This is a genomic window from Erythrobacter sp. SG61-1L, assembly GCF_001305965.1.
In the GTDB taxonomy this organism is placed as follows: domain Bacteria; phylum Pseudomonadota; class Alphaproteobacteria; order Sphingomonadales; family Sphingomonadaceae; genus Andeanibacterium.
The window spans coordinates 2,759,662-2,779,075 of the sequence record NZ_JXQC01000003.1; the positions used below are offsets into that span (position 1 = coordinate 2,759,662).

The 19,414-nt window shown below is 64.3% G+C and carries 21 protein-coding genes; 5 read left to right on the plus strand and 16 right to left on the minus strand.

Annotation, left to right across the window (positions count from 1 at the left end; genetic code table 11):
- Positions 1-88: 88 nt before the first annotated feature.
- The 6 genes from SZ64_RS13510 to SZ64_RS13535 all read right to left on the minus strand — a co-directional run bounded on the left by SZ64_RS13510 (position 89) and on the right by SZ64_RS13535 (position 5,317).
- Positions 89-1,303, minus strand: a complete 1,215-nt coding sequence (locus SZ64_RS13510) for a peptidoglycan DD-metalloendopeptidase family protein (protein WP_054531308.1) — start codon at positions 1,301-1,303, stop codon at positions 89-91.
- Positions 1,304-1,307: 4 nt separating this feature from the next.
- On the minus strand, positions 1,308-1,730 hold the full coding sequence (locus tag SZ64_RS13515; RefSeq protein ID WP_054531309.1) for a 23S rRNA (pseudouridine(1915)-N(3))-methyltransferase RlmH: 423 nt from the start codon (positions 1,728-1,730) through the stop codon (positions 1,308-1,310).
- Positions 1,731-1,757: 27 nt separating this feature from the next.
- Positions 1,758-2,192 (minus strand): ribosome silencing factor, encoded by a 435-nt coding sequence (gene rsfS / locus SZ64_RS13520; RefSeq protein ID WP_054531310.1) that lies wholly within the window; start codon positions 2,190-2,192, stop codon positions 1,758-1,760.
- A gap of 54 nt (positions 2,193-2,246) precedes the next feature.
- Entirely contained in the window at positions 2,247-2,912 is a 666-nt protein-coding gene (locus SZ64_RS13525; protein ID WP_054531311.1) for a nicotinate-nucleotide adenylyltransferase, read from the minus strand.
- Positions 2,909-3,961 carry an aldo/keto reductase gene (locus SZ64_RS13530; protein ID WP_054531312.1) on the minus strand — a complete coding sequence of 351 codons (1,053 nt, stop codon included), beginning with the start codon at positions 3,959-3,961 and terminating at the stop codon, positions 2,909-2,911. Before SZ64_RS13530 ends, SZ64_RS13525 begins: the two co-directional genes overlap by 4 nt.
- An 81-nt stretch (positions 3,962-4,042) precedes the next feature.
- Positions 4,043-5,317: a glutamate-5-semialdehyde dehydrogenase gene (locus SZ64_RS13535; RefSeq protein ID WP_054531313.1), complete on the minus strand. Its 1,275-nt coding sequence runs from the start codon at positions 5,315-5,317 to the stop codon at positions 4,043-4,045.
- A 296-nt stretch (positions 5,318-5,613) separates the two neighbouring features.
- Here SZ64_RS13535 and SZ64_RS13540 point away from each other — a divergent pair, with 296 nt between their 5' ends.
- Together SZ64_RS13540 and SZ64_RS13545 are read left to right on the plus strand one after the other, a co-directional pair.
- On the plus strand, positions 5,614-6,780 hold the full coding sequence (locus SZ64_RS13540) for a M23 family metallopeptidase (RefSeq protein ID WP_347230263.1): 1,167 nt from the start codon (positions 5,614-5,616) through the stop codon (positions 6,778-6,780).
- Positions 6,781-6,787: 7 nt separating this feature from the next.
- A complete protein-coding gene (locus tag SZ64_RS13545) occupies positions 6,788-7,186 on the plus strand; it encodes a polymer-forming cytoskeletal protein (RefSeq protein ID WP_054531314.1) in 399 nt (132 codons plus the stop codon).
- A gap of 36 nt (positions 7,187-7,222) precedes the next feature.
- Here SZ64_RS13545 and SZ64_RS13550 read toward each other — a convergent pair whose 3' ends face one another.
- The 6 genes from SZ64_RS13550 to SZ64_RS13575 form a co-directional block, all read right to left on the minus strand.
- Complete coding sequence (locus tag SZ64_RS13550; protein WP_082384588.1) at positions 7,223-8,944, minus strand: long-chain fatty acid--CoA ligase; 1,722 nt, start codon at positions 8,942-8,944, stop codon at positions 7,223-7,225.
- 157 nt (positions 8,945-9,101) lie between these two features.
- Positions 9,102-9,806: a DUF1013 domain-containing protein gene (locus SZ64_RS13555; protein ID WP_054531316.1), complete on the minus strand. Its 705-nt coding sequence runs from the start codon at positions 9,804-9,806 to the stop codon at positions 9,102-9,104.
- Between the two features lie 117 nt (positions 9,807-9,923).
- Positions 9,924-10,985, minus strand: a complete 1,062-nt coding sequence (locus SZ64_RS13560) for a glycosyltransferase family 1 protein (protein WP_054531317.1) — start codon at positions 10,983-10,985, stop codon at positions 9,924-9,926.
- Positions 10,986-11,013: 28 nt separating this feature from the next.
- A complete protein-coding gene (locus tag SZ64_RS13565) occupies positions 11,014-11,853 on the minus strand; it encodes a UDP-2,3-diacylglucosamine diphosphatase (protein ID WP_054532259.1) in 840 nt (279 codons plus the stop codon).
- Between the two features lie 175 nt (positions 11,854-12,028).
- Positions 12,029-12,646, minus strand: a complete 618-nt coding sequence (locus SZ64_RS13570) for a glutathione S-transferase family protein (protein WP_054531318.1) — start codon at positions 12,644-12,646, stop codon at positions 12,029-12,031.
- A complete protein-coding gene (locus SZ64_RS13575) occupies positions 12,639-13,649 on the minus strand; it encodes an NAD(P)H-quinone oxidoreductase (protein ID WP_054531319.1) in 1,011 nt (336 codons plus the stop codon). The genes SZ64_RS13570 and SZ64_RS13575 overlap by 8 nt, the downstream gene beginning before the upstream one ends.
- A gap of 97 nt (positions 13,650-13,746) precedes the next feature.
- On the opposite strand from SZ64_RS13575, the gene SZ64_RS13580 reads away from it, so the two are divergent.
- The 3 genes from SZ64_RS13580 to SZ64_RS13590 all read left to right on the plus strand — a co-directional run bounded on the left by SZ64_RS13580 (position 13,747) and on the right by SZ64_RS13590 (position 16,992).
- Positions 13,747-13,953 carry a DUF1192 domain-containing protein gene (locus SZ64_RS13580; protein WP_054531320.1) on the plus strand — a complete coding sequence of 69 codons (207 nt, stop codon included), beginning with the start codon at positions 13,747-13,749 and terminating at the stop codon, positions 13,951-13,953.
- 143 nt (positions 13,954-14,096) lie between these two features.
- Complete coding sequence (clpA, locus tag SZ64_RS13585) at positions 14,097-16,463, plus strand: ATP-dependent Clp protease ATP-binding subunit ClpA (RefSeq protein ID WP_054531321.1); 2,367 nt, start codon at positions 14,097-14,099, stop codon at positions 16,461-16,463.
- 97 nt (positions 16,464-16,560) lie between these two features.
- Positions 16,561-16,992, plus strand: a complete 432-nt coding sequence (locus SZ64_RS13590; protein WP_054531322.1) for a group II truncated hemoglobin — start codon at positions 16,561-16,563, stop codon at positions 16,990-16,992.
- Here the strand turns inward: SZ64_RS13590 and SZ64_RS13595 are convergent.
- Genes SZ64_RS13595 through hemB form a run of 4 tightly spaced genes read right to left on the minus strand, consistent with a single transcriptional unit; the run spans position 16,989 to position 19,365 of the window.
- Positions 16,989-17,267 carry a DUF167 domain-containing protein gene (locus SZ64_RS13595; RefSeq protein WP_054531323.1) on the minus strand — a complete coding sequence of 93 codons (279 nt, stop codon included), beginning with the start codon at positions 17,265-17,267 and terminating at the stop codon, positions 16,989-16,991. The genes SZ64_RS13590 and SZ64_RS13595 overlap by 4 nt on opposite strands.
- Positions 17,254-17,814, minus strand: a complete 561-nt coding sequence (locus SZ64_RS13600) for a gamma carbonic anhydrase family protein (RefSeq protein ID WP_054531324.1) — start codon at positions 17,812-17,814, stop codon at positions 17,254-17,256. Before SZ64_RS13600 ends, SZ64_RS13595 begins: the two co-directional genes overlap by 14 nt.
- Positions 17,814-18,374, minus strand: a complete 561-nt coding sequence (locus tag SZ64_RS13605; RefSeq protein WP_054531325.1) for a GNAT family N-acetyltransferase — start codon at positions 18,372-18,374, stop codon at positions 17,814-17,816. Before SZ64_RS13605 ends, SZ64_RS13600 begins: the two co-directional genes overlap by 1 nt.
- The gene (hemB, locus tag SZ64_RS13610) at positions 18,367-19,365 is read right to left on the minus strand and encodes a porphobilinogen synthase (protein WP_054531326.1); all 999 of its coding nucleotides are present in this window, start codon (positions 19,363-19,365) and stop codon (positions 18,367-18,369) included. The genes SZ64_RS13605 and hemB overlap by 8 nt, the downstream gene beginning before the upstream one ends.
- Between the last annotated feature and the right edge of the window lie 49 nt (positions 19,366-19,414).

Below are 19,414 nucleotides of genomic sequence, written 5' to 3' on the forward strand. Positions count from 1 at the left end.
GACCGGCACATTTCGGCGCGCTTGTATCGCGCGCGGCAGCTTAACGCCAGATGAGGGCGCGGGAAGCGAAATTCCGTGCAGGGCAGGCCTAACCAAGGAATTCCAGCGGATTGACCGGCGTGCCTTCACGCCGCAATTCCAGCGTGATGAGCGGGCGGGTCGGCCCGGCAATGCCCAGCGGCGCGCCGCCCACCAATTGCTGGCCCACGGCAACGTCCACCCGCGCCATGCCTGTTACCAGCGTGGTCCAGCCGCCTTCATGTTCGATAATCGCGATCCGGCCATATCCGCGATAGGGCCCGGCAAAGACCACGCGGCCCGCCGCCGGGGCCACTACCTGTGCACCCGCGCGCGGGGCCAGCGTAAGGCCCTGCGTCAGCGCGCCGCCCGATGTGGGCGCGCCGAACCCCGTGACAGTGCGGCCTGCCACCGGAAGCTGATAGCCCACGGGCGCACGCACGGCCGTGGCGGCCTGCGTTTCCTGCGAGACGACGCGTGATTCTTCCGGGCGCGGCGGACGGATGATCGGGCCGGACAATGCGGCAAGCTGCTCGCGCAGATTCCCCGCCGCATCCAGCGTTGCCACCAGCGTATCGAGATCGCGTGCTTCCTCTGCCAGCGCAAGCGCCCGCTCCGCCTCTCGCGCGGCATCCCCGCTCGCCCGGCGCGCATCGAGCCGCTGGCGGGTTTCAAGCGCGGCCAGTTCCTTGCGCCGCGATTCGAGCAGGCCTTCATTCTGGCGCAGATCGGCCAATGCCCGTTCCGCCTGCCGTTGCAGGGCTTTGCCGCGCGCCAGCTCGCCCCGAAGGGCCGCAGTACGGTGCTGCACTTCGGGCACGGTGGAGCCAAGCATGGCGCGCAGATAGACCATTTCCTTCACCGAGCCGGGACGCATGACCGACAGGGCAAGCGGACGGCGGGAAAAGCGCTGCAGCGCAGCGGTTAGCCGCACCACCGGCTTCTGGCGCTGAGCCAGCCGCGCAGCCAGCGCCCGGCGCTGCCCGTCAATCAGGGAGAGCCTCGCCTCTGCCGCTGCGATGGTAGCTTCCGATTCCTGGATACGGGCGGCAAGGGCTGCTGCCTGACGGGTGGTCTTCTCCACTGCCTCTCCCGCGCGGGCAGCCTCGCCTTCCAGCACTTTCGCCCGCGCCTCTGCCGATTGACGGTCCTTCAGCGCGCGACTGATTGCCTGCCGGGTCTCGTCCACGCTGGCAAAGCCTGCATCGCGCTGGGCCGAAGCCCCCGCCGAAAGCAGGGCCGCCAGCAGCAGCGGGACAAGGACAAGGCGTGCGCGCATTCGCATGACGCTAGCCTGCCCGATGATAGGGATGGCCTGCAAGGATGGAGGTCGCGCGGAAGAGCTGTTCCATCAGCATCGCCCGCGCCAGCAGATGAGGCCAGGTGGCCTTGCCGAAAGCGAACAGCAGGTCCGCCCCTTCGCGCGCGGCTTCGCCATGCCCGTCCGCCGCGCCCAGCACGAAGCGCGTTTCACGCACGCCATCGTCGCGCCAGCGGCCCAACAGGGCGGCGAATTCTTCCGACGAAAGCTGCTTGCCGCGCTCATCCAGCAGCACGGTACGGCACGGGGTGAGCGGTTCGGGAATGTTCCCGCCGGTCTCCGGAAGCTCGGTCAGCTTCAGGGGCCACTGGATGCGCTTTTCATAGCGCGCGACAAGGTCTGCCTCGGGCGAACGCCCGATCTTCCCTCTGGCAATAACGTGCAGGCGCATGGAACCCTCCCGCGCCCGCCTTACAGGTCAGGCTTGCCCGGCTGCAACCGGCGGCGCGTCTCCGAACGCCCACATGCGCTCGAGATTGTAGAAGCTGCGCACTTCGGGGCGGAACAGATGCACCACCACGTCGCCCGCGTCGATCAGCACCCAGTCGGCGGCCGGAAGACCTTCGATCCGGGAGGAGCCGAAGCCCGCTTCCTTGACGCGTTCGGCCAGCTTCTGGGCCATGGCGGCCACCTGGCGGGTCGAACGGCCCGATGCGATCACCATGTGATCGGCAATGCTCGATTTCCCTTCGAGGGGAATCGAGATCACGTCCTGCGCCTGATCATCGTCCAGCGACTGGAGGATGAGGGCATGAAGCCTTTCGGCCTCGCTAGCCACCTTGCCGCCTGTGGCGGGAAGGGGACTGGCCTTGGAAATGCCGGTACTGGCCGGCGAAGTCTGCGCCTGGTTCATCGCAGCGTATAGTGCTCCATCTGGGGGAAAAGAACGCAAAGGGAGGCGTGCGCCTCATGCGCGCTCCTCCCCTGAACGGTCTTGAATGAGACAATGCGTCACCTGATCCCGTGGGGGCGCGCCCGTAAAGCGGCGGGCCCAGTCAGGATCTGCGCGGCGTATCTGTGTCGCCGAACGCGGATCAGGATCGAAACGCAATTCTATCAGCGCCGGTGCGCTCCATTCACCCCGGTTTCTCAAACTGGCGGCAGGTACCCGGAAGCGCCTGAGCCAGGCCATCGCGGGGCTCGCGAAGGCGGCAGCATCATAGCCGGGGCGGGCGATTACCGCAATCGGCATTTCCCGGGCAATGCCGCGCCAGTCTTTCCAGCGGTGAAACTGGGCCAGATTATCCGCCCCCATCAGCCACAGGAATCGGCGGCGGGGATAGCGGCGCTTCAATGCTTTCAGCGTGTCCACGGTGAATCGCGTGCCCAGTTCCCGCTCGATCGCTGTCACCCGGATCGGCGCGCCGCGCGCGGCCTTTTGCGCCGATTTCACCCGCTTGGAGAGCGGCGCCATGCCCGCATCGGGCTTGAGCGGATTGCCCGGCGAGACGAGCCACCACAGATCGTCCAGCCCCAGCGCCTCCAGCGCGAACAGGCTTACGCGGCGGTGTCCGCGATGGGCAGGATTGAAGCTGCCTCCCAATAGCCCGGTAAGCGGATAGGCACGCGTCATCGCGGCTCCCGCCGGGGAGAGATTCGCTGGGAATTGGTGCCGGTCTGCATCCCGATGGCCCAGCCGGGATATTCCAGCTCCAGCGCGCCGAGTTCGCCAAGAATAGCCAGTTCCCCAGCGGTAAGCTCCACCTCGCTGGCGGCGATATTCTCGGCCAGCTGGTCCGCCCTTTTTGCGCCGACGATCACGCTGCTGACGACGGGCTGGTGCAACAGCCAGGCCAGCGCGATGGCCGGCACGGTCAGCCCGCGCGCATCGGCCATGGGGCGCATCGCCTCCACCAGCGCTGCGGCGCGGGCCTTGTCCACCCGCGGGAAATCCAGCTTGGCCCTGCGGCCCTCGCCCTGTGTCGTGCCATCCTCGGCAAAGGCATATTTCCCGCTCAGCAGCCCCCCTGCCAGCGGGCTCCACACCAGCAGGCCCAGGCTTTCGCTGGCCAGCATGGGGCCGAGTTCGCGTTCCAGATCGCGCGAGGCAACTGTGTAATGCGCCTGAAGCGAGACGAATTTGTCCCACCCGCGCCGTTCGGCAATGCCCAGCGCCTTCACGATCTGCCACGCCGCCCAGTTCGAAACGCCGACATAACGCGCCCTGCCGGAACGCACGATGTCCTCAAGGGCACGCAAAGCCTCTTCCATCGGGGTCAACGGATCCCAGCCGTGGATCTGGTAGAGATCGACATGATCGAGGCCCAGCCGGGCGAGGCTTTCATCCACGTGGTGCAGCAAATGCTTCGCGCTCATGCCCGCGTCGTTCGGCCCTTGCCCCATCGGGCCCATGCCCTTGGTGGCAATCACGATTTCCTGCCGCGCAATGCCCAGCGCCTTCAGCGCCCCGCCGACGAATTCTTCCGACTGGCCTTGCGTGTAGACATTGGCCGTATCGATGAAGTTGATCCCCGATTCCACGGCCTGCTTCACCAGCGCGGTTGCGCCGTGCTGATCCAGCTCATGGGCAAAAAATCGGCTCGGCCGATTGCCGAAAGTCATCGCGCCGAGGCACAGCTCCGACACGACGAGACCCGAATTGCCGAGGCGATTGTAACGCATGGCTGGCTCCTCCCAACTGGTGGGAGGTGATGCGGGGCAGGCCCGGTGCCGTCAAGCGGCACCGAAGCCTTCCGCATCGGATCAGGGCCTTGTCTGGCCCTTGCCGCGTGCCACCCACTTGTACGTGGTCAACCCTTCGAGGGCGACCGGACCGCGTGCATGCAGGCGGCCGGTAGCGATGCCGATTTCCGCACCCAGCCCGAATTCGCCGCCATCGGCAAACTGGGTGGAGGCATTGACCATCACGATGGCACTGTCGACTTCGTTGAGGAAGCGTTCCGCCACTGCCTCATCCGACGCGAGGATCGCATCGGTATGGCCGGAGGAATGGCGCGCAATGTGATCCAGCGCAGCGTCCAGACCGTCCACCACGGCGACCGACAGGATCGCGTCGAGATATTCGGTGTCCCAATCATTGGCGCTGGCAATGCCGATACGCGGATCGAGTGCACGGGCGCGCCCGTCACCACGCAATTCGCAGCCAGCATCGATCAGCGCGCCGACCACATCGGACCCGGCAGGGAAATTCGCGTCGATCAGAAGGGTCTCCATCGACCCGCAAATGCCGGTGCGGCGCATCTTGGCGTTGAGCGCCACGGTGCGGGCCATTTCCGGATCGGCGGAAGAATGGATGTAGGTGTGGCAGATGCCATCCAGATGGGCGAGCACAGGGACGCGTGCTTCGTCCTGCACGCGGGCGACAAGGCTCTTGCCACCACGCGGCACGATCATGTCGATCAGGCCTGCCGCACGCAGCATGGCGCCCACGGCGGCACGGTCCTGCGTGGGCATAAGCTGCATCACTTCCGCAGGAATTCCACCTTCTTCCAGGCCTTTGGCCAGCGCGGCGTGAATGGCGCGGTTGGAATTGACCGCTTCGCTGCCGCCGCGCAGCAGCACGGCATTGCCCGCGCGCACGCACAGGGCGGCCGCGTCTGCCGTCACATTGGGGCGGCTTTCATAGATGATGCCGATCAGGCCGATAGGAATGCGCACTCGCGACAGTTCAAGGCCGTTGGCGGGCACGGAACGGTCGATCACCTGGCCGACAGGGTCGGGCAGGTCCGCCACGGCTTCCACGGCCGCGGCGATACCTTCAAGCCGCGCCGGATCGAGCTTCAGCCGGTCGAGCATGGCGCCGGTCAGGCCCCGGGCCTCGCCTGCGGCAAAGTCGCGCGCATTGGCCTCCAGCACTTCTGGCCCGGCCGCGCGCAGGGCAGCGGCGGCGAGCTTGAGCGCGGCGGATTTCTCCGCGTCACTCTTCCTCGCCAGCACGCGCTGCGCCGCGCGGCCAGAGCGGGCAAGCCGCTCAACCAGGTCGGTGCATTGGGCGTCGGTATCGTGCTGAGTAGCCATGGGCGCGCGCCCTAGCACCGGCGGAACGGATTGTCACCGAATCTCGATTCGACAGGATTTTTGCCGAAAGCAAAACCAGCGACTCGGATGGGCGATTCGCAGGAGTCAAAAGGGTGGTTAACCGGCGGTTTTCCGATTCTCCGGTGGAATCGCTATACGACAAAACGATTCATCGCACGACTCCACCGGCCTGCCCCTCACCCCCCCTCCCGCGATAGACGCTTACCGGCAGCGCTGTAAGCAGCCTGCCCATACCGAAACAGTCCGGTTCTGGACCGTGTATTGGGGTCGTCAACTTGATCAGGGCGGATGCCGCAAAACTGCGGGAAAGGCTGAAGGCCTGGTTCCCGGACCGCGAATTTTTCATGCGGTCCCAGGGCCAGGTTCGCTTCATCAAGCTCTCCTCGCGCGTCCAGATGGCCGCAGCGGGGGCAGTTGCTTTCGCCCTGCTGTTCTGGGCCGTGACAATGGTGAGCGTGGCCGTAAGCCAGTTCATTTCGCAGCGAGACCGGCTGGCCATGCTGGAACGCGAGGCGAAGGTCGAATCTGCCGAAAGCCGCGTGGCGGCCTATCGCGAGAACCTCAACGAAACCGCCGACGAACTGAAGCGGCGGCAGGAATTCATCGAACAGACGCTGGACGGCGTGCTGGACGACATCAAGGTGACCGACAAGGACACGGTAAGCGATTCCTCCAAGGAAGCCGCTGAAACCGTGAAGAAAGTCAGCGTCGCGATTCCCGAGGCGGCAGGCCTTGCCAAGATCGAGGCACGCCAGATCGCCTTTGCCGAGAAACTGACTCTCTACGCCGATCAGCGTTCCGCCCGCGCGGCAGCCGCGATGCGCAAGCTGGGCCTCAATCCCGAAGCCATGCTGCGCTCTGCCCAGCGGGCACAGGGCGGCCCGCTGGAACTGCTTTCCACCCGGCGTGGCGGCGGGATGGACCCCCGCTTCGAGCGCATGGGCCTGAGCCTTGCCCGTATGGAAGCGCTGGAGGACAGCCTGCAGGGGATTCCCCAATATCTGCCGGCTGCCGAATGGTCGATTTCGTCCGGTTTCGGCTATCGCCGCGATCCCTTTACGGGCCATGGCGCCATGCATGCCGGGCTGGATTTCCGCGCCGGTTACGGTTCCCCTATCCACGCCGCCGCCAAGGGCCGCGTCAGCTTTGTCGGCCAGAAGGCCGGTTACGGCAGGGTAGTGGAAATCAGCCATGGCAATGGTCTGATGACTCGCTATGCTCACATGTCTGCTTTCCGCACCCGCGTGGGGCAGCAGGTTGCGGCAGGCGATGTGATCGGCGCCATCGGCAGTTCCGGGCGTTCGACCGGCCCGCACCTCCATTTCGAGGTGCGTATCAATGATCGCGCGGTGAACCCGCGCCCCTTCCTGGAGGCTGCGCCCCATGTTCTCGAAGAAGCCCGCGGAACAGCCGCGGCCCGCAGCGGCCAAGCCGCAAGGTAGGACGACCATGACCGGCAGTGCGACCTTTTCCGTGATCGGCGGCGACGTCAGCATCAAGGGCGACATCAGCGCCAGCGCCGACCTGCATGTGGACGGGCGAGTGGAAGGCGATATTGCCTGCGCATCGCTGGTGCAGGGCGAATCGAGCGTGATCGAAGGGTCGATCGAAGCCGAAACCGCGCGTCTTGCCGGCCGCGTGACCGGATCGATCCATGCCCGCGAGCTGGTGGTGCTGCGCACTGCCCGTATCGAAGGTGACGTGCATTACGATGCGCTGACCATCGAACAGGGCGCGCAAGTGGATGGCCGCTTCTCGCACCGCATTCCGGGCCAGGCCAAGGGCGCCACGCCCGCTGGCGAAGGGCCGGACGATGAAGGTGGCCCCAAGCTGCACCTCGCAGGCTAAGCCGGCGCGGATTTCAGGCTGGGCACAGCCCCGGCCTTACCCTTCTCCCAGAACCTCGCGTCGCAGGGCTTTGCGGTCCAGCTTGCCGATTGGCGTCTTGGGCAGGGCGTCGCGGATTTCCACGCGCTGCAGCCGCTCATGCTTGCCGAGGTGGGAATTGGCCCAGTTGCACAGGCTTTCGCCATCGGTGGGCGGCGAGCATTCTGCCAGTGTGACGAAAGCCGCCGGGCGCTCGCCCAGATAGGCGTCGGGCACTGCGATCACCAGCACCTCCTTCACGCAGGAATGGCGCAGCAGCACTTCTTCCACCTGGCTGGGGAAGACCTTGAAGCCACCCACCGTGATCATGTCCTTCGACCGATCAACGATGCGGATGTAGAAATCCGGATCGAGCATGGCGATGTCGCCCGTGCGTAGCCAGCGCTCGCCATCGCGCATGGCAAAGGCAGCATCGAAGGATTCCGGACGGTTCCAGTATCCCTGCATCACCTGTGGTCCGCAAATGGCCAGTTCGCCCGGTTCGCCCGGCGGCGCATCGCGGCTGGAATCTTCCTTGTCGAGCAGGCGAATCCGGGTTTCCGGCAAGGGCTGGCCGATCGTGCCGTGGCGGTTTTCGCCCTGATAGGGATTGGTGGAGACCACGCCCGAACTTTCGGTGAGGCCATATCCTTCTACCAGCCGCGCACCGGTCGCCTCCTCGAAACGCTGGTGGAGCGGTTCGGGCAGTGGCGCCCCGCCCGAAATACACACCAGCAGGCTGGAGAAGTCGGTCTGCTTCAGGCGCGGATTGTCCAGCAGGGCCTGATACATGGTCGGCACGCCGGGAAAGGCAGTGGCCCCCACGCGCTCCATCGTCTTGAGTGCCTGGCCCGCGTCAAAGCGCGGCAGCATGGACAGGCAACCGCCCTTCACCACCGTGCGGTTAAGCACGCAGGTATTGGCAAAGACATGGAACAGCGGCAGCACGCCCATGATGATGTCCGGCCCGCTGCGGAACGGGTCAATCGCGTCCACTTGCCGTGCATTGGCGGTAAGATTCTGGTGGCTGAGCATCGCGCCCTTGGGCACGCCCGTGGTGCCGCCCGAATATTGCAGCAGGGCAATGTCCTGCTGGGCATCCAGCGCGACCGGCCTAGGCTGGCCATGGCCGATCATGTCCTTCCATGCCAGCACATCGGCGCGACGGGGCAAGGGGCTAATGCTTTTGCGGCCGAAGGCCCTGAGCGCCAGCCCCTTGTACCAGGGCAGCATGTCCGCCAGCCGGCCGACCACCAGAGTCTGAAGCGAGGATTGTTCCAGCACCTTGCAGGCAGTGGGCAGCAGCGCCGGCACGTCGAGCGTGACCAGCAGGCGCGTGCCCGAATCCTCCACCTGCGCGTCGAGTTCATCCACGGTGTAAAGCGGGGAGAAGTTCACGGCGATGGCACCGGCCATCATCGCCCCGAAATAGGCCGCGACATAGATCGGCACATTGGGCAGGAACATTCCCACCCGGTCGCCCTTGGCGATGCCCAGCTGCTGCAGGCCCGCGGCAAAGGCCCGCGCCTGTTGCAGTATCTCGGCATAGGAATAGTCGCGCCCCATGAACTCAACCAGAGTCGCCGCCGGATGGGCCGAAGCGGAACGCTGCAGCATTTCCGGCATGGTCATGGGCGGGAGGTCTAGTTCCCACGGGCTGGGATGCTGGTAGCAATCGGGCGCCGGGCGAAACGCTTCGTCCGGGGCGGGTTCTGACGGCCCTGCCTTACTGACATCCATGTTAGTCAGTGTGGCTTAAGCAGGTAGTTAAGGCAAGAGGGTTGCGGGGCGAATCAGGCCTTCGCAAAGCACCGGCCACCAAAGCAAAACGCCCCCGGAACCGGTCCGGAGGCGCTTTGGGATTCGCAGGCGGCAATGCCGTAGCGTCAGACCAGAATCAGCCCTGCCCTTCGGCTGCCTCCGCCGCGCGCTTGGCTTCGAGCCATGCTTCCACTTCGGCTTCCTGTGCAGCTTCGACAGCAGCCTTTGCAGCGGCTTCACGCTCTGCGCGCAGTTCTTCGATCAGCGCCTGACGATCGTCGGACGTGCCGGTTTCCACCGGAGCGTTGGGATCGATTCCCGCCTTCTTGGCCGCCTTGGACACAACCGCATCCAGTTCGCGCTGCGAACACAGGCCCAGCGTCACCGGGTCTTTCGCCTGGATGTTCTGGATGTTCCAGTGCGACCGGTCGCGAATCGCGGCGATCGTGTTGCGGGTGGTGCCGATCAGCTTGGAAACCTGCGCATCGGAGATTTCCGGGTGATTGCGCAGAATCCATGCGATGCCATCGGGCTTGTCCTGGCGCTTGGACACCGGAGTGTAGCGCGGGCCCTTGGTGCGGCTGACCTGTACCGGCGCCTTCTGCATCTTCAGCACATAGTTCGGATCGGCCTGACCGCGCTCGATTTCCTCGTGCGTCAATTCGCCCGAATGGATCGGATCGCGGCCGGTATATTTGGCGCTGGTCAGATCGTCGGCCATGGCCTGCACTTCCAGAATGTGCAGCCCGCAGAAGTCGGCGATCTGCTCGAAACTGAGAGCGGTATTGTCTACGAGCCACGACGCCGTGGCATGCGGCATGAGCGGTTTGGACTGGGACATGGTCTTCTCTCCGCCCGCCTCTTCGCGGGCCCAAAATAGAAGGGCCGCCCCTTTCGGAGCGGCCGTTTGCCTGCCCCAGATAGGGCATTGGCCCGGTTTGGGCAAGCCGAAGCGCGATCAGGCCGCGCGACGGATCGCCGGGGGAAGCACGGGCGCGGCAGGTTCGGCCGCCGGTTCGGCAGGGCAGACCAATGCATCGAGGAACTGGCGGGCGCTCGCGTCCCAGGTGAAGCTGCGGCCATGGGCAAGGCAGCCCTCTCGGTCCAGGGTCAGCGCCTGTGTGATCGCGGCGGAGAGATTCTCGTCCATCGCGCCGCTTTCCGGCGTCAGGATATCGACCGGGCCGGTAACCGGATAGGCCGCCACCGGCGTGCCGCAGGCCAGCGCCTCGATCATCACCAGCCCGAAAGTGTCCGTCCTGCTGGGGAACACAAACACATCCGCCCCGGCGTAACAGGCGGCCAGTTCAGCCCCCATCTGGCGGCCAAGGAAATGTGCTTCCGGGAATTCCTGCCGCAGGCGCGCAAGCGCCGGGCCATCGCCCACCACCACTTTCGATCCGGGCACGTCGGACTTCAGGAAGGCCTCGATGTTCTTTTCCACCGCCACCCGGCCGACATAGAGCTGAATCGGGCGCGGCAGATCCCAATAGAGGTCCGGCGGCGCAACTTGCGGGCCGAAAGCTTCCAGATCTACGCCGCGGCTCCATTCGCGCAGGTTGGGCAAGCCATGAGCGCGCAGATCGCGCCGCACGCTCTCGGTCGCCACCATGATCCCGGCCGAGGGGCCGTGGAACCAGCGGATGTAAGACCAGAACCACGATGCCGGCAGGCCGGTGCGCTTGGCCACATAATCCGGGAAATGGGTGTGATAGGCGGTGGTGAACGGCACCCCGCGCGCCACGCAGTGATTGCGCGCCGCAAGGCCCAGCGGCCCTTCCGTGGCGACATGCACGGCATCGGGCGCGAAACATTCGATCCGCTTGCCCACCGAACGGCCGCTGGCCAGCGCAAGGCGGATTTCCGGATAGGACGGGCAAGGCACCGAACGATACTGATCGGGCGAGATCACCAGCACTTCATGGCCCCAGCGGGCGAGAAGTTCAGTGATCGCCTGCAAGGTACGCACCACGCCGTTGACCTGCGGCGCCCAGGCGTCGGTGATGAGGGCGATTCTCATGGATGAAGGCCCTTTCCCGCCGCTTCCGTCAGGCCGCCTGCGCCAGGCTGGCATCGGCCGGGGCGGCATCCGCCTGCGTGGCATTGCGCTTGGCAATCTCGTCGGGCCAGTGGAGGATTTCCATGCGCCCGTCGAAATGTTCGACCAGCGCGTTGCAGCCTTCCACCCAATCGCCGTCGTTCCAGTATTCGATCCCGTCGAACATGCGGAATTCGGCCGTGTGGATGTGTCCGCACACCACCCCGTCAACCCCCCGTTGGGCGGCGGCGCGCGCGACGATTTCTTCATAGCGGGAGATGAACTCGACCGCGTTCTTCACCTTGTGCTTCGCCATCTTGGACAGCGACCAGTAAGGCAGGCCCAGCCGGGCGCGCACCGCATTGACGCGGCGGTTCAGCGTCATCAGCATGGTGTAGGCCGCATCGCCCACGAAAGCGAGCCAGCGATGGGCGAGCATCACCGCGTCGAATTCGTCGCCATGCAGCACCATCAGGCGGCGCCCGTCGGCCGTATCGTGGAAGGCAGCGCGGCGAATTTCCACCCCGCCGAAATTCAGCCCGGTAAACTGGCGGAACATCTCGTCATGGTTGCCGGGGATGTAGACGATGCGCGTTCCGCGCTTGGCGCGCTTCAGGATGCGCCAGACGATGTCGTTATGCGTGGCGGGCCAATAGAACTTCTTCTTCAGGCGCCAGCCGTCGATGATGTCGCCCACCAGATACATCGTCTCGCTGTCGACATTGTCGAGGAAGTCGATCAGCAGCTCCGCATTGCAGCCTTTCGTGCCGAGGTGGACATCGGAAATCCAGATGGTGCGATAGCGTCGGCGCCCCTCGTCCGACGGTTCGGGAACACTGGGTTCGCTCACCGTGAAATGAGGAAAAGCCGGAACGGCGATGCCGTTTTCACCAAAATTGTCGCGCTCGCCAAACATTCGGCAATGCCCTTGAACAGCCTGATCTTGGCTTTGCGCCTATGAATCCTAATTGTTACAGGCGATTCACAGTTCAGGGACAGTTCCGCGACTCTTTACATTTAAATCGTCATTCCATCGTCACATAACCGGGCAGGTTACCGACCCTGTCGAGCCATGCACAGACATTGGCATAACCACCCAGGGCAAAGCCCCCGTCTTCGGCCACATGGGTATAGGCATAGAGCGCCACATCGGCGAGCGAGGCCGCCTTTCCGGCAAACCAGTCCTGCCCTGCCAGATGGCGATCCATCAGTTCCAGTGCCGCTTCACCCGCCACGCGCTTTGCAGCGATCTGGCCGCATTGCTGCTCTGAAAGATGGGCCTGACCGACAAAGGCCAACCAGAAACGCAAAGTGGCGATATTGGGTTCGTGATTATATTGTTCGAAGAACATCCAGCGCAGCATGTCCGCCCGGTCGAACCGGTCTTCGGGCACCAGCCGCGAACCATCCGCCAGATAGAAACAGGCCGCATTGCTTTCCGGCAGGAAACGATGGCCGATCTGCAGCACCGGAATGCGGCCATTGGCATTCACCTTGGCCAGAAATTCGGGCGTGCGGGTTTCGCCCTTGCGGATATCGTAGCTGCGCCGTTCGAGATCGATGCCCAGCAGGGCCGCCGTCAGACGGATCTTGTAGCAATTGCCGCTGACCGGATCTTCATGAAGGATCAGCTTCTCATCCATCGGAAACCTCCAGCACGATCTTGCCGACATGCTCGCCCGCTTCCATCCGCGCATGGGCGGCGCTTGCCTCGCTCAGCGGGAACACCTTGTCCATCACCGGACGCAAGGTGCCATCGGCCACCAATGGCCAGACATTTTCCTCGATTTCGTGGGCCAGCAGTGCCTTGAACTCGTCGGAACGCGGACGCAGCGTCGATCCGGTCATCGTCGCGCGGCGCACCATCAGGGCAGCCATGTTGATCTCGGCCTTGGCCCCGCCCAGCACGGCGATGGTCACATGGCGGCCATCCTCGGCAAGGCAGCGCAGATTGCGCGGTACATAACTGCCCGCCACCATATCCAGCACCAGATTCACGCCCTTGCCGCCAGTGAAGGCCTGCACTTCTTCCACGAAGTCCTGCTCGCGATAATTGATCGCCAGATCCGTACCGATCCTCCGCGCGGCCTCGCACTTGTCCTCGCTGCCGCAGGTAGTGATCACGGTGAGGCCGAACAGCTTGCCCAGAATGATCGCCATCGAACCGATGCCGCTGGTGCCACCATGAACCAGCAGGGTTTCACCTTCCGATGCCCAACCGCGATCGAACACATTGTGCCACACGGTGAACAGGGTTTCCGGCAAGGCCGCTGCCTCTGCCATCGAAAGGCCCGGCGGCACAGGCAGGCAGTGCCTGTGATGGGCGAGGCAATATTCGGCATATCCCCCACCGGGCACCAGCGCGCAGACCTTGCGGCCCAGCATTTCCGGCTCGACGCCTTCGCCTACCGCCACAATCGTGCCCGAAAGCTCCAGCCCGGGAATCGGCGATGCGCCTGGCGGGGACGGATAATGGCCCTGCCGCTGGATTACGTCGGGGCGGTTCACCCCGGCAAAAGCCGTGCGGATCAGCACCTGCCCCGCGCCCGGACGGGGCACAGGCAGGGTTTCCGCCCGGAGAACTTCGGGGCCACCGGGGGCGTCGAAGCCCATTGCCGTCATCGTTTCGGGAAAAGCTGCTGCCATTGTTTCCAATCCGGCTCGTGGCCGGCCGGCCACACTCCACATGCCAATCGAGCACCCCATTGACAGAAAGCGCGGACAATTGCGATGCTGCACCGCAATGGATGACGACGATCTCCCCAGGTGGCGCGGAGATGCTGCCGGCCAGCTCTCCAAAGAGAGCCTGGACACCTATTCGCTGGACGAACTGGCGGATCGTATCGCGCTGCTCGAAGCGGAAATCGCGCGCGTCAAATCCCACCGCGACAAGGCCGGGGCGCACAAGCTGGCGGCCGAAGCGCTGTTCAAACCGAAAGCGACAACCTGATGCGGCCCGCCCCTCCCAATCCGGCGAGGGCGCCCCATATAGGACCTGTTCCCCTTGCCCGCAGCCAAGCGATTGCGGGCATTTCTTCCCTCTTGCCCCTTCCGGTCCCGGAAGGATTTCCCCCGCAACCGAAAGAACGCTGAATGCCCAATTTCGCCCAGAGCCTCGAAAAGACGCTGCACAACGCGCTCCAGAATGCGAGCGACCGCGCGCATGAATATGCGACGCTGGAGCACTTGCTGTTGGCGCTGGTGGAAGACCCGGACGCCGCCGAAGTGATGACCGCTTGCGGCGTCGATCTGGGCGAGCTTGCCGAAGTGGTGAAGCAGTATCTCGATCAGGAATATCAGTCGCTGAAAACGGAGGACGAGGCCGATCCCCAGCCCACCGCCGGATTCCAGCGGGTGATTCAGCGCGCGATCCTGCATGTGCAGTCTTCCGGCAAGGATACCGTCACCGGCGCGAATGTGCTGGTGGCCCTGTTTTCCGAGCGTGACAGCTATGCCGTCTATTTCCTGCAGCAGCAGGATATGAGCCGGCTGGATGCCGTGAGCTATATCAGCCACGGCATCGGCAAGGGCGGCCGTCAGATGGAAAGCCGCACGCCCAGCGGCGCGGAAGAGCCCCAGCAGCAGGCCGAGGAAAAGAGCGACAAGTCCAAGAAGGATTCCGCGCTCGACCAGTTCACGGTGAACCTCAACCAGAAGGCGCTGGACGGCAAGGTCGATCCGCTGATCGGCCGCGGGCCGGAAGTGGACCGCACCATCCAGATCCTGTGCCGCCGTTCCAAGAACAACCCGCTCTATGTGGGCGATCCGGGCGTGGGCAAGACGGCCATCGCCGAAGGCCTTGCACGCAAGATCGTGGAAGGTGACGTGCCCGAAGTGCTGGAAAAGGCCGTGATCTATTCGCTCGACATGGGCGCGCTGCTGGCCGGCACCCGTTATCGCGGCGATTTCGAGGAACGGCTGAAGCAGGTCGTCTCCGAACTGGAAAAGATGCCGCATGCGGTGCTATTCATCGACGAAATCCATACGGTAATCGGCGCGGGTGCGACCAGCGGCGGGGCGATGGACGCTTCCAACCTGCTCAAGCCTGCGCTGTCGGGCGGCACGATCCGCTGCATCGGTTCGACCACTTACAAGGAATTCCGCAATCACTTCGAGAAGGACCGCGCCCTGCTGCGCCGGTTCCAGAAGATCGACGTGAACGAACCGACTGTGGAGGATACGATCAAGATCCTGCGCGGCCTGCGTTCCGCCTTCGAAGAGCACCACAAGGTCAAGTACACGCCCGAGGCGATCAAGACCGCGGTGGAGCTTTCGGCACGCTATATCAATGACCGCAAGCTGCCCGACAAGGCGATCGACGTGATCGACGAAGTGGGCGCGATGCAGATGCTGGTGCCGCCGTCCAAGCGGAAGAAGAAGATCACGTCCCGGGAAATCGAGGCTGTGATCGCCACCATGGCGCGCATCCCGCCCAAGACGGTCAGCACCGACGACAAGAAGGCGCTGGAATCGCTCGAGAAGGATCTCAAGCGCGTGGTCTTCGGGCAGGACAAGGCAATCGAAGTCCTGTCCACGGCCATGAAGCTTTCCCGCGCGGGCCTGCGCGATCCGGACAAGCCGATCGGCAGCTTCCTGTTCTCCGGCCCTACCGGCGTCGGCAAGACGGAAGTAGCCAAGCAGCTGGCCAGCATCATGGGCATCCCGATGCAGCGTTTCGACATGTCTGAATATATGGAGCGCCATTCGGTCAGCCGCCTGATCGGTGCCCCTCCGGGCTATGTCGGCTACGATCAGGGCGGGCTTCTGACCGATGCCGTGGACCAGCAGCCGCATAGCGTGCTGCTGCTCGACGAAATCGAGAAGGCCCACCCGGACCTGTTCAACATCCTGCTGCAGGTGATGGATAATGGCCGCCTGACCGACCATCACGGCAAGACGGTGGACTTCCGCAACGTGGTGCTGATCATGACCACCAATGCCGGCGCATCCGACATGGCGCGTCAGGGCATCGGCTTCGGCGACGTGTCCAAGGCGGACGCGGGCGACGAGGCGGTGAAGAAGATGTTCAGCCCCGAATTCCGCAACCGTCTCGATGCGATCGTGCCCTTCGGCTATCTCGGCCAGGAAACGGTCAGCCGGGTGGTGGACAAGTTCATCCTCCAGCTGGAACTGCAGCTGGCCGAACAGAACGTCCACATCCAGTTCGATTCGGATGCCCGCCAGTGGCTGGGCCTGCGCGGATACGACAAGCTCTATGGCGCCCGCCCGATGGCCCGCCTGATCCAGGATCGGGTCAAGCAGCCGTTGGCTGAGGAACTGCTGTTCGGCAAGCTGGTGCATGGCGGCGAAGTCCATGTGAGCGTGAAGGACGACAAGCTCAGTTTCGAGCTGACGCGCGCTCCGCCCAAGGAAGAAAAGCGCAAGCGCCCTGCCGCAAAGAAGGCGGCGCCGAGGAAAAAGCCCGTCACCCAGGCCGACAAGGGCACTGACGAGGCCTGAACGCGCCCTGCGTGAGGAAATTTGAGGCGAGTCAAAGCGCTCGCCTCATTTTTCTTTAGTGGAAAGGCTGGAACTGCCTGACCACGAAAGGGACCAAATGGCCGCCGCACCCGAAGAACCGCGCGTTACAGCCTTCGAACGGCTGGGCGGAGCACAGGCTATCGGGCGGATCGTAGAACGCTTCTACGATCTGATGGAATGCGATCCGGCCTATGCCGAATTGCGCGCCATGCATGCGCCCGACCTTGCGCCCATGCGTAAATCGCTTGCCGGGTTCCTTACCGGTTGGAGCGGCGGCCCGCGCGACTGGTTCGATGCCAATCCCGGCAAATGCATGATGAGCATGCATTCCGGTTTCCCCATAGGCGCACAGACTGCGACCCAATGGGCTGAAGCAATGCAACGCGCCATTGCCGATGCCGAATTGCAGGATGCCGAAGTAGCGGCTCTGCTTTCCGAAAGGCTGGACATGATTGCCCGCTCCATGGGGCAGACGGGCAAGACGGCGGAAGGCCCGGCTGCGGCCTAGCCCAACTGCACCAGCTTCTCGCGCGATGTAGCCCCGCGAAGCAGGGTAACGCGGCTGCGGGCTATGCCCAGCGCCCCGGCGATCAGGGCCAGCACCGCATCGGTCGCTTCTCCGTCCTTGGGCTTGGCGCGGGTCTTCACCACCAGCTTGCCTTCGGTGATTTCTAGCATTTCCACTCGCGCACCGGGCGTGACTTTCACGGCCAGCCGGCCATCCTCGTCAGCCAAAGCCAGGATCGCCTCGGCCGGAGGGGCTTCCGCCTTAGGCCGCGCCATCTTTCAGCGCAGCGGCATGGTGGCGGGCATTTTCGACATAATGGGCAACGCCCATACGCATTTCGGCAATGGCCCGTTCCGGCAGATCGCGCGCATGGGCGGCGGGCCTGCCGGTCCAGAGCTGTCCGGAAGGCATGGTCTTGCCCGGGGTAAGCATCGCACCGGCCGCCAGCATCGCGTCGGACCCGATGCGGCAGCCATCCATTACGATGGAACCTAAGCCTACAAAGGCACGGTCTTCCAGAATGCAGCCGTGAACCATGGCAAGGTGGCCGATCAGCACATCTTCCCCGATCAGGGTAGGGAAGCCTTCCGGGCGGCGCAGGCTGGGGCTGTCGCAATGGATCACCGTGCCATCCTGCACATTGCTGCGCGCGCCGATCACGATGCGATTAACATCGGCGCGGATCACGCAATTATACCAGATGCTGGCATCCGGCCCGATCTCCACATCGCCGATGATCCGGCAACCCGGGGCGATAAAGGCCGAATCGTGAATCTTCGGCACCTTGCCGTGGATGGCGAGGATAGTGACGTCATCACGCATCACTGCCTTGCCTCCCATTCACAGCGGTCGATCGAATAGACGATCGTATCGCGAAACGGTGCCTGCGGCCGCAGATCGGTGAAATCGAGATCTTCGCGGCGGCGCATGCCGATCCGCTTCATCAGCCCCCAGCTGGGCGCATTCTCGATAATCGTCAGGGCGACGATTTCCTGAGCTCCGAAACTTTCGAAGCCCGCCGCAAGCGAGGCGAGCGCCGCTTCCTTCGCGTAACCCTGGCCCCACGCATCTTCACGCAGGCGCCAGCCGACTTCGAACTCACCCAGAGTGGGACTGTCCGGCGCATCGCTGCGTTTGAGGCCGCAAAAGCCCAGCACTTCGCCATCGTCCTTGCGTTCGACCAGCCAGAAGCAATGGCCGTTGCGTTCGCTGCAGGTTTCGACCCGGCTGCGCTGGGCTGCCACCGCTTCGGCCTGCATGACGCCGCCCAGCCAGCGCATGACTTCCGGCGTGTTGGTGTGGCGGAAAAACTCCTGCCAGTCCCGGTCGCCATTCCAGTCGCGCAGCACCAGCCGTTCGGTTTCCCGGCGGAAGTCAGCCATGGAGCAAACGTGCGGCAAGCGGCGCGTGATAGGTCAGCACGCCGGAACAGCCGGCCCGCTTGAAGGCCAACAAGGTTTCCAGAACCAGCGCCTCGCGATTGCCGGCACCGGCTGCCGCTGCAGCCTCGATCATCGCATATTCGCCGCTCACCTGATACGCGAACACCGGCACTTCGAAGCGTTCCTTCACGCGCCGCACGATGTCGAGATAGGGCAGGCCCGGCTTCACCATCACGCTGTCGGCCCCTTCGGCAAGGTCCAGCGCCACTTCGCGCAGGGCCTCTTCCGAATTGGCCGGGTCCATCTGATAGCTCTTCTTGTCGCCCTTCAGCAGACCGCCGGAGCCGACCGCGTCGCGGAACGGGCCGTAGAAGGCGCTGGCATATTTGGCGGCATAGGACATGATCTGCACATTGGCATGGCCGCCCTGTTCCAGCGCGGCGCGGATCGCACCGATGCGGCCATCCATCATGTCCGAAGGGGCGATGATATCCGCCCCGGCCTCCGCCTGATTGATCGCCTGACCGACCAGCACTTCGACAGTGACATCGTTGAGGACATAGCCCGCATCATCGATCAGCCCGTCCTGGCCATGGGCCGTATAGGGATCGAGCGCCACGTCGGTCAGCACGCCGATGTCATCGCCGCAGGCATCGCGGATCGCGCGGATCGCCCGGCACATCAGATTATCGGGATTGAGTGCCTCGGCCCCATCGTCGCTGCGCCGTTCGGGCTGGGTGTTGGGGAACAGGGCAAGGCAGGGAATGCCCAGTTCCACCGCTTCCTTCGCCCGGGCTGCGATCCCATCCACCGACCAGCGCGAAACGCCGGGCAGCGACCCGACCGGTTCTTCCACGCCCTGCCCTTCGGTTACGAAGAGAGGCCAGATCAGATCGGCCGGGGTGAGGATGGTTTCGCGGTGGAGCGCGCGGCTCCAGGTGCTGGCGCGTGTGCGGCGCAGGCGGGTGGCGGGGAAAGATGCGCTCGTCATGGCGCGCCTCCTGCCGGAAATTGCGCCGAATCGCAATTGAATGGACGCG

Coding starts and splice junctions, on each gene's coding strand:
- SZ64_RS13595 (WP_054531323.1), bottom strand. CDS start 17,267: ATGGCGCGGCCTAAGGCGGAAGCCCCTCCGGCCGAGGCGATCCTGGCT.
- SZ64_RS13600 (WP_054531324.1), bottom strand. CDS start 17,814: ATGCGTGATGACGTCACTATCCTCGCCATCCACGGCAAGGTGCCGAAG.
- SZ64_RS13575 (WP_054531319.1), bottom strand. CDS start 13,649: ATGGCAGCAGCTTTTCCCGAAACGATGACGGCAATGGGCTTCGACGCC.
- SZ64_RS13555 (WP_054531316.1), bottom strand. CDS start 9,806: ATGTCCCAGTCCAAACCGCTCATGCCGCATGCCACGGCGTCGTGGCTC.
- SZ64_RS13525 (WP_054531311.1), bottom strand. CDS start 2,912: ATGACGCGTGCCTATCCGCTTACCGGGCTATTGGGAGGCAGCTTCAAT.
- clpA (WP_054531321.1), top strand. CDS start 14,097: ATGCCCAATTTCGCCCAGAGCCTCGAAAAGACGCTGCACAACGCGCTC.
- SZ64_RS13510 (WP_054531308.1), bottom strand. CDS start 1,303: ATGCGAATGCGCGCACGCCTTGTCCTTGTCCCGCTGCTGCTGGCGGCC.
- SZ64_RS13545 (WP_054531314.1), top strand. CDS start 6,788: ATGACCGGCAGTGCGACCTTTTCCGTGATCGGCGGCGACGTCAGCATC.
- SZ64_RS13590 (WP_054531322.1), top strand. CDS start 16,561: ATGGCCGCCGCACCCGAAGAACCGCGCGTTACAGCCTTCGAACGGCTG.
- SZ64_RS13515 (WP_054531309.1), bottom strand. CDS start 1,730: ATGCGCCTGCACGTTATTGCCAGAGGGAAGATCGGGCGTTCGCCCGAG.
- SZ64_RS13580 (WP_054531320.1), top strand. CDS start 13,747: ATGGATGACGACGATCTCCCCAGGTGGCGCGGAGATGCTGCCGGCCAG.
- SZ64_RS13605 (WP_054531325.1), bottom strand. CDS start 18,374: ATGGCTGACTTCCGCCGGGAAACCGAACGGCTGGTGCTGCGCGACTGG.
- rsfS (WP_054531310.1), bottom strand. CDS start 2,192: ATGAACCAGGCGCAGACTTCGCCGGCCAGTACCGGCATTTCCAAGGCC.
- hemB (WP_054531326.1), bottom strand. CDS start 19,365: ATGACGAGCGCATCTTTCCCCGCCACCCGCCTGCGCCGCACACGCGCC.
- SZ64_RS13535 (WP_054531313.1), bottom strand. CDS start 5,317: ATGGCTACTCAGCACGATACCGACGCCCAATGCACCGACCTGGTTGAG.
- SZ64_RS13550 (WP_082384588.1), bottom strand. CDS start 8,944: ATGGATGTCAGTAAGGCAGGGCCGTCAGAACCCGCCCCGGACGAAGCG.
- SZ64_RS13530 (WP_054531312.1), bottom strand. CDS start 3,961: ATGCGTTACAATCGCCTCGGCAATTCGGGTCTCGTCGTGTCGGAGCTG.
- SZ64_RS13570 (WP_054531318.1), bottom strand. CDS start 12,646: ATGGATGAGAAGCTGATCCTTCATGAAGATCCGGTCAGCGGCAATTGC.
- SZ64_RS13560 (WP_054531317.1), bottom strand. CDS start 10,985: ATGAGAATCGCCCTCATCACCGACGCCTGGGCGCCGCAGGTCAACGGC.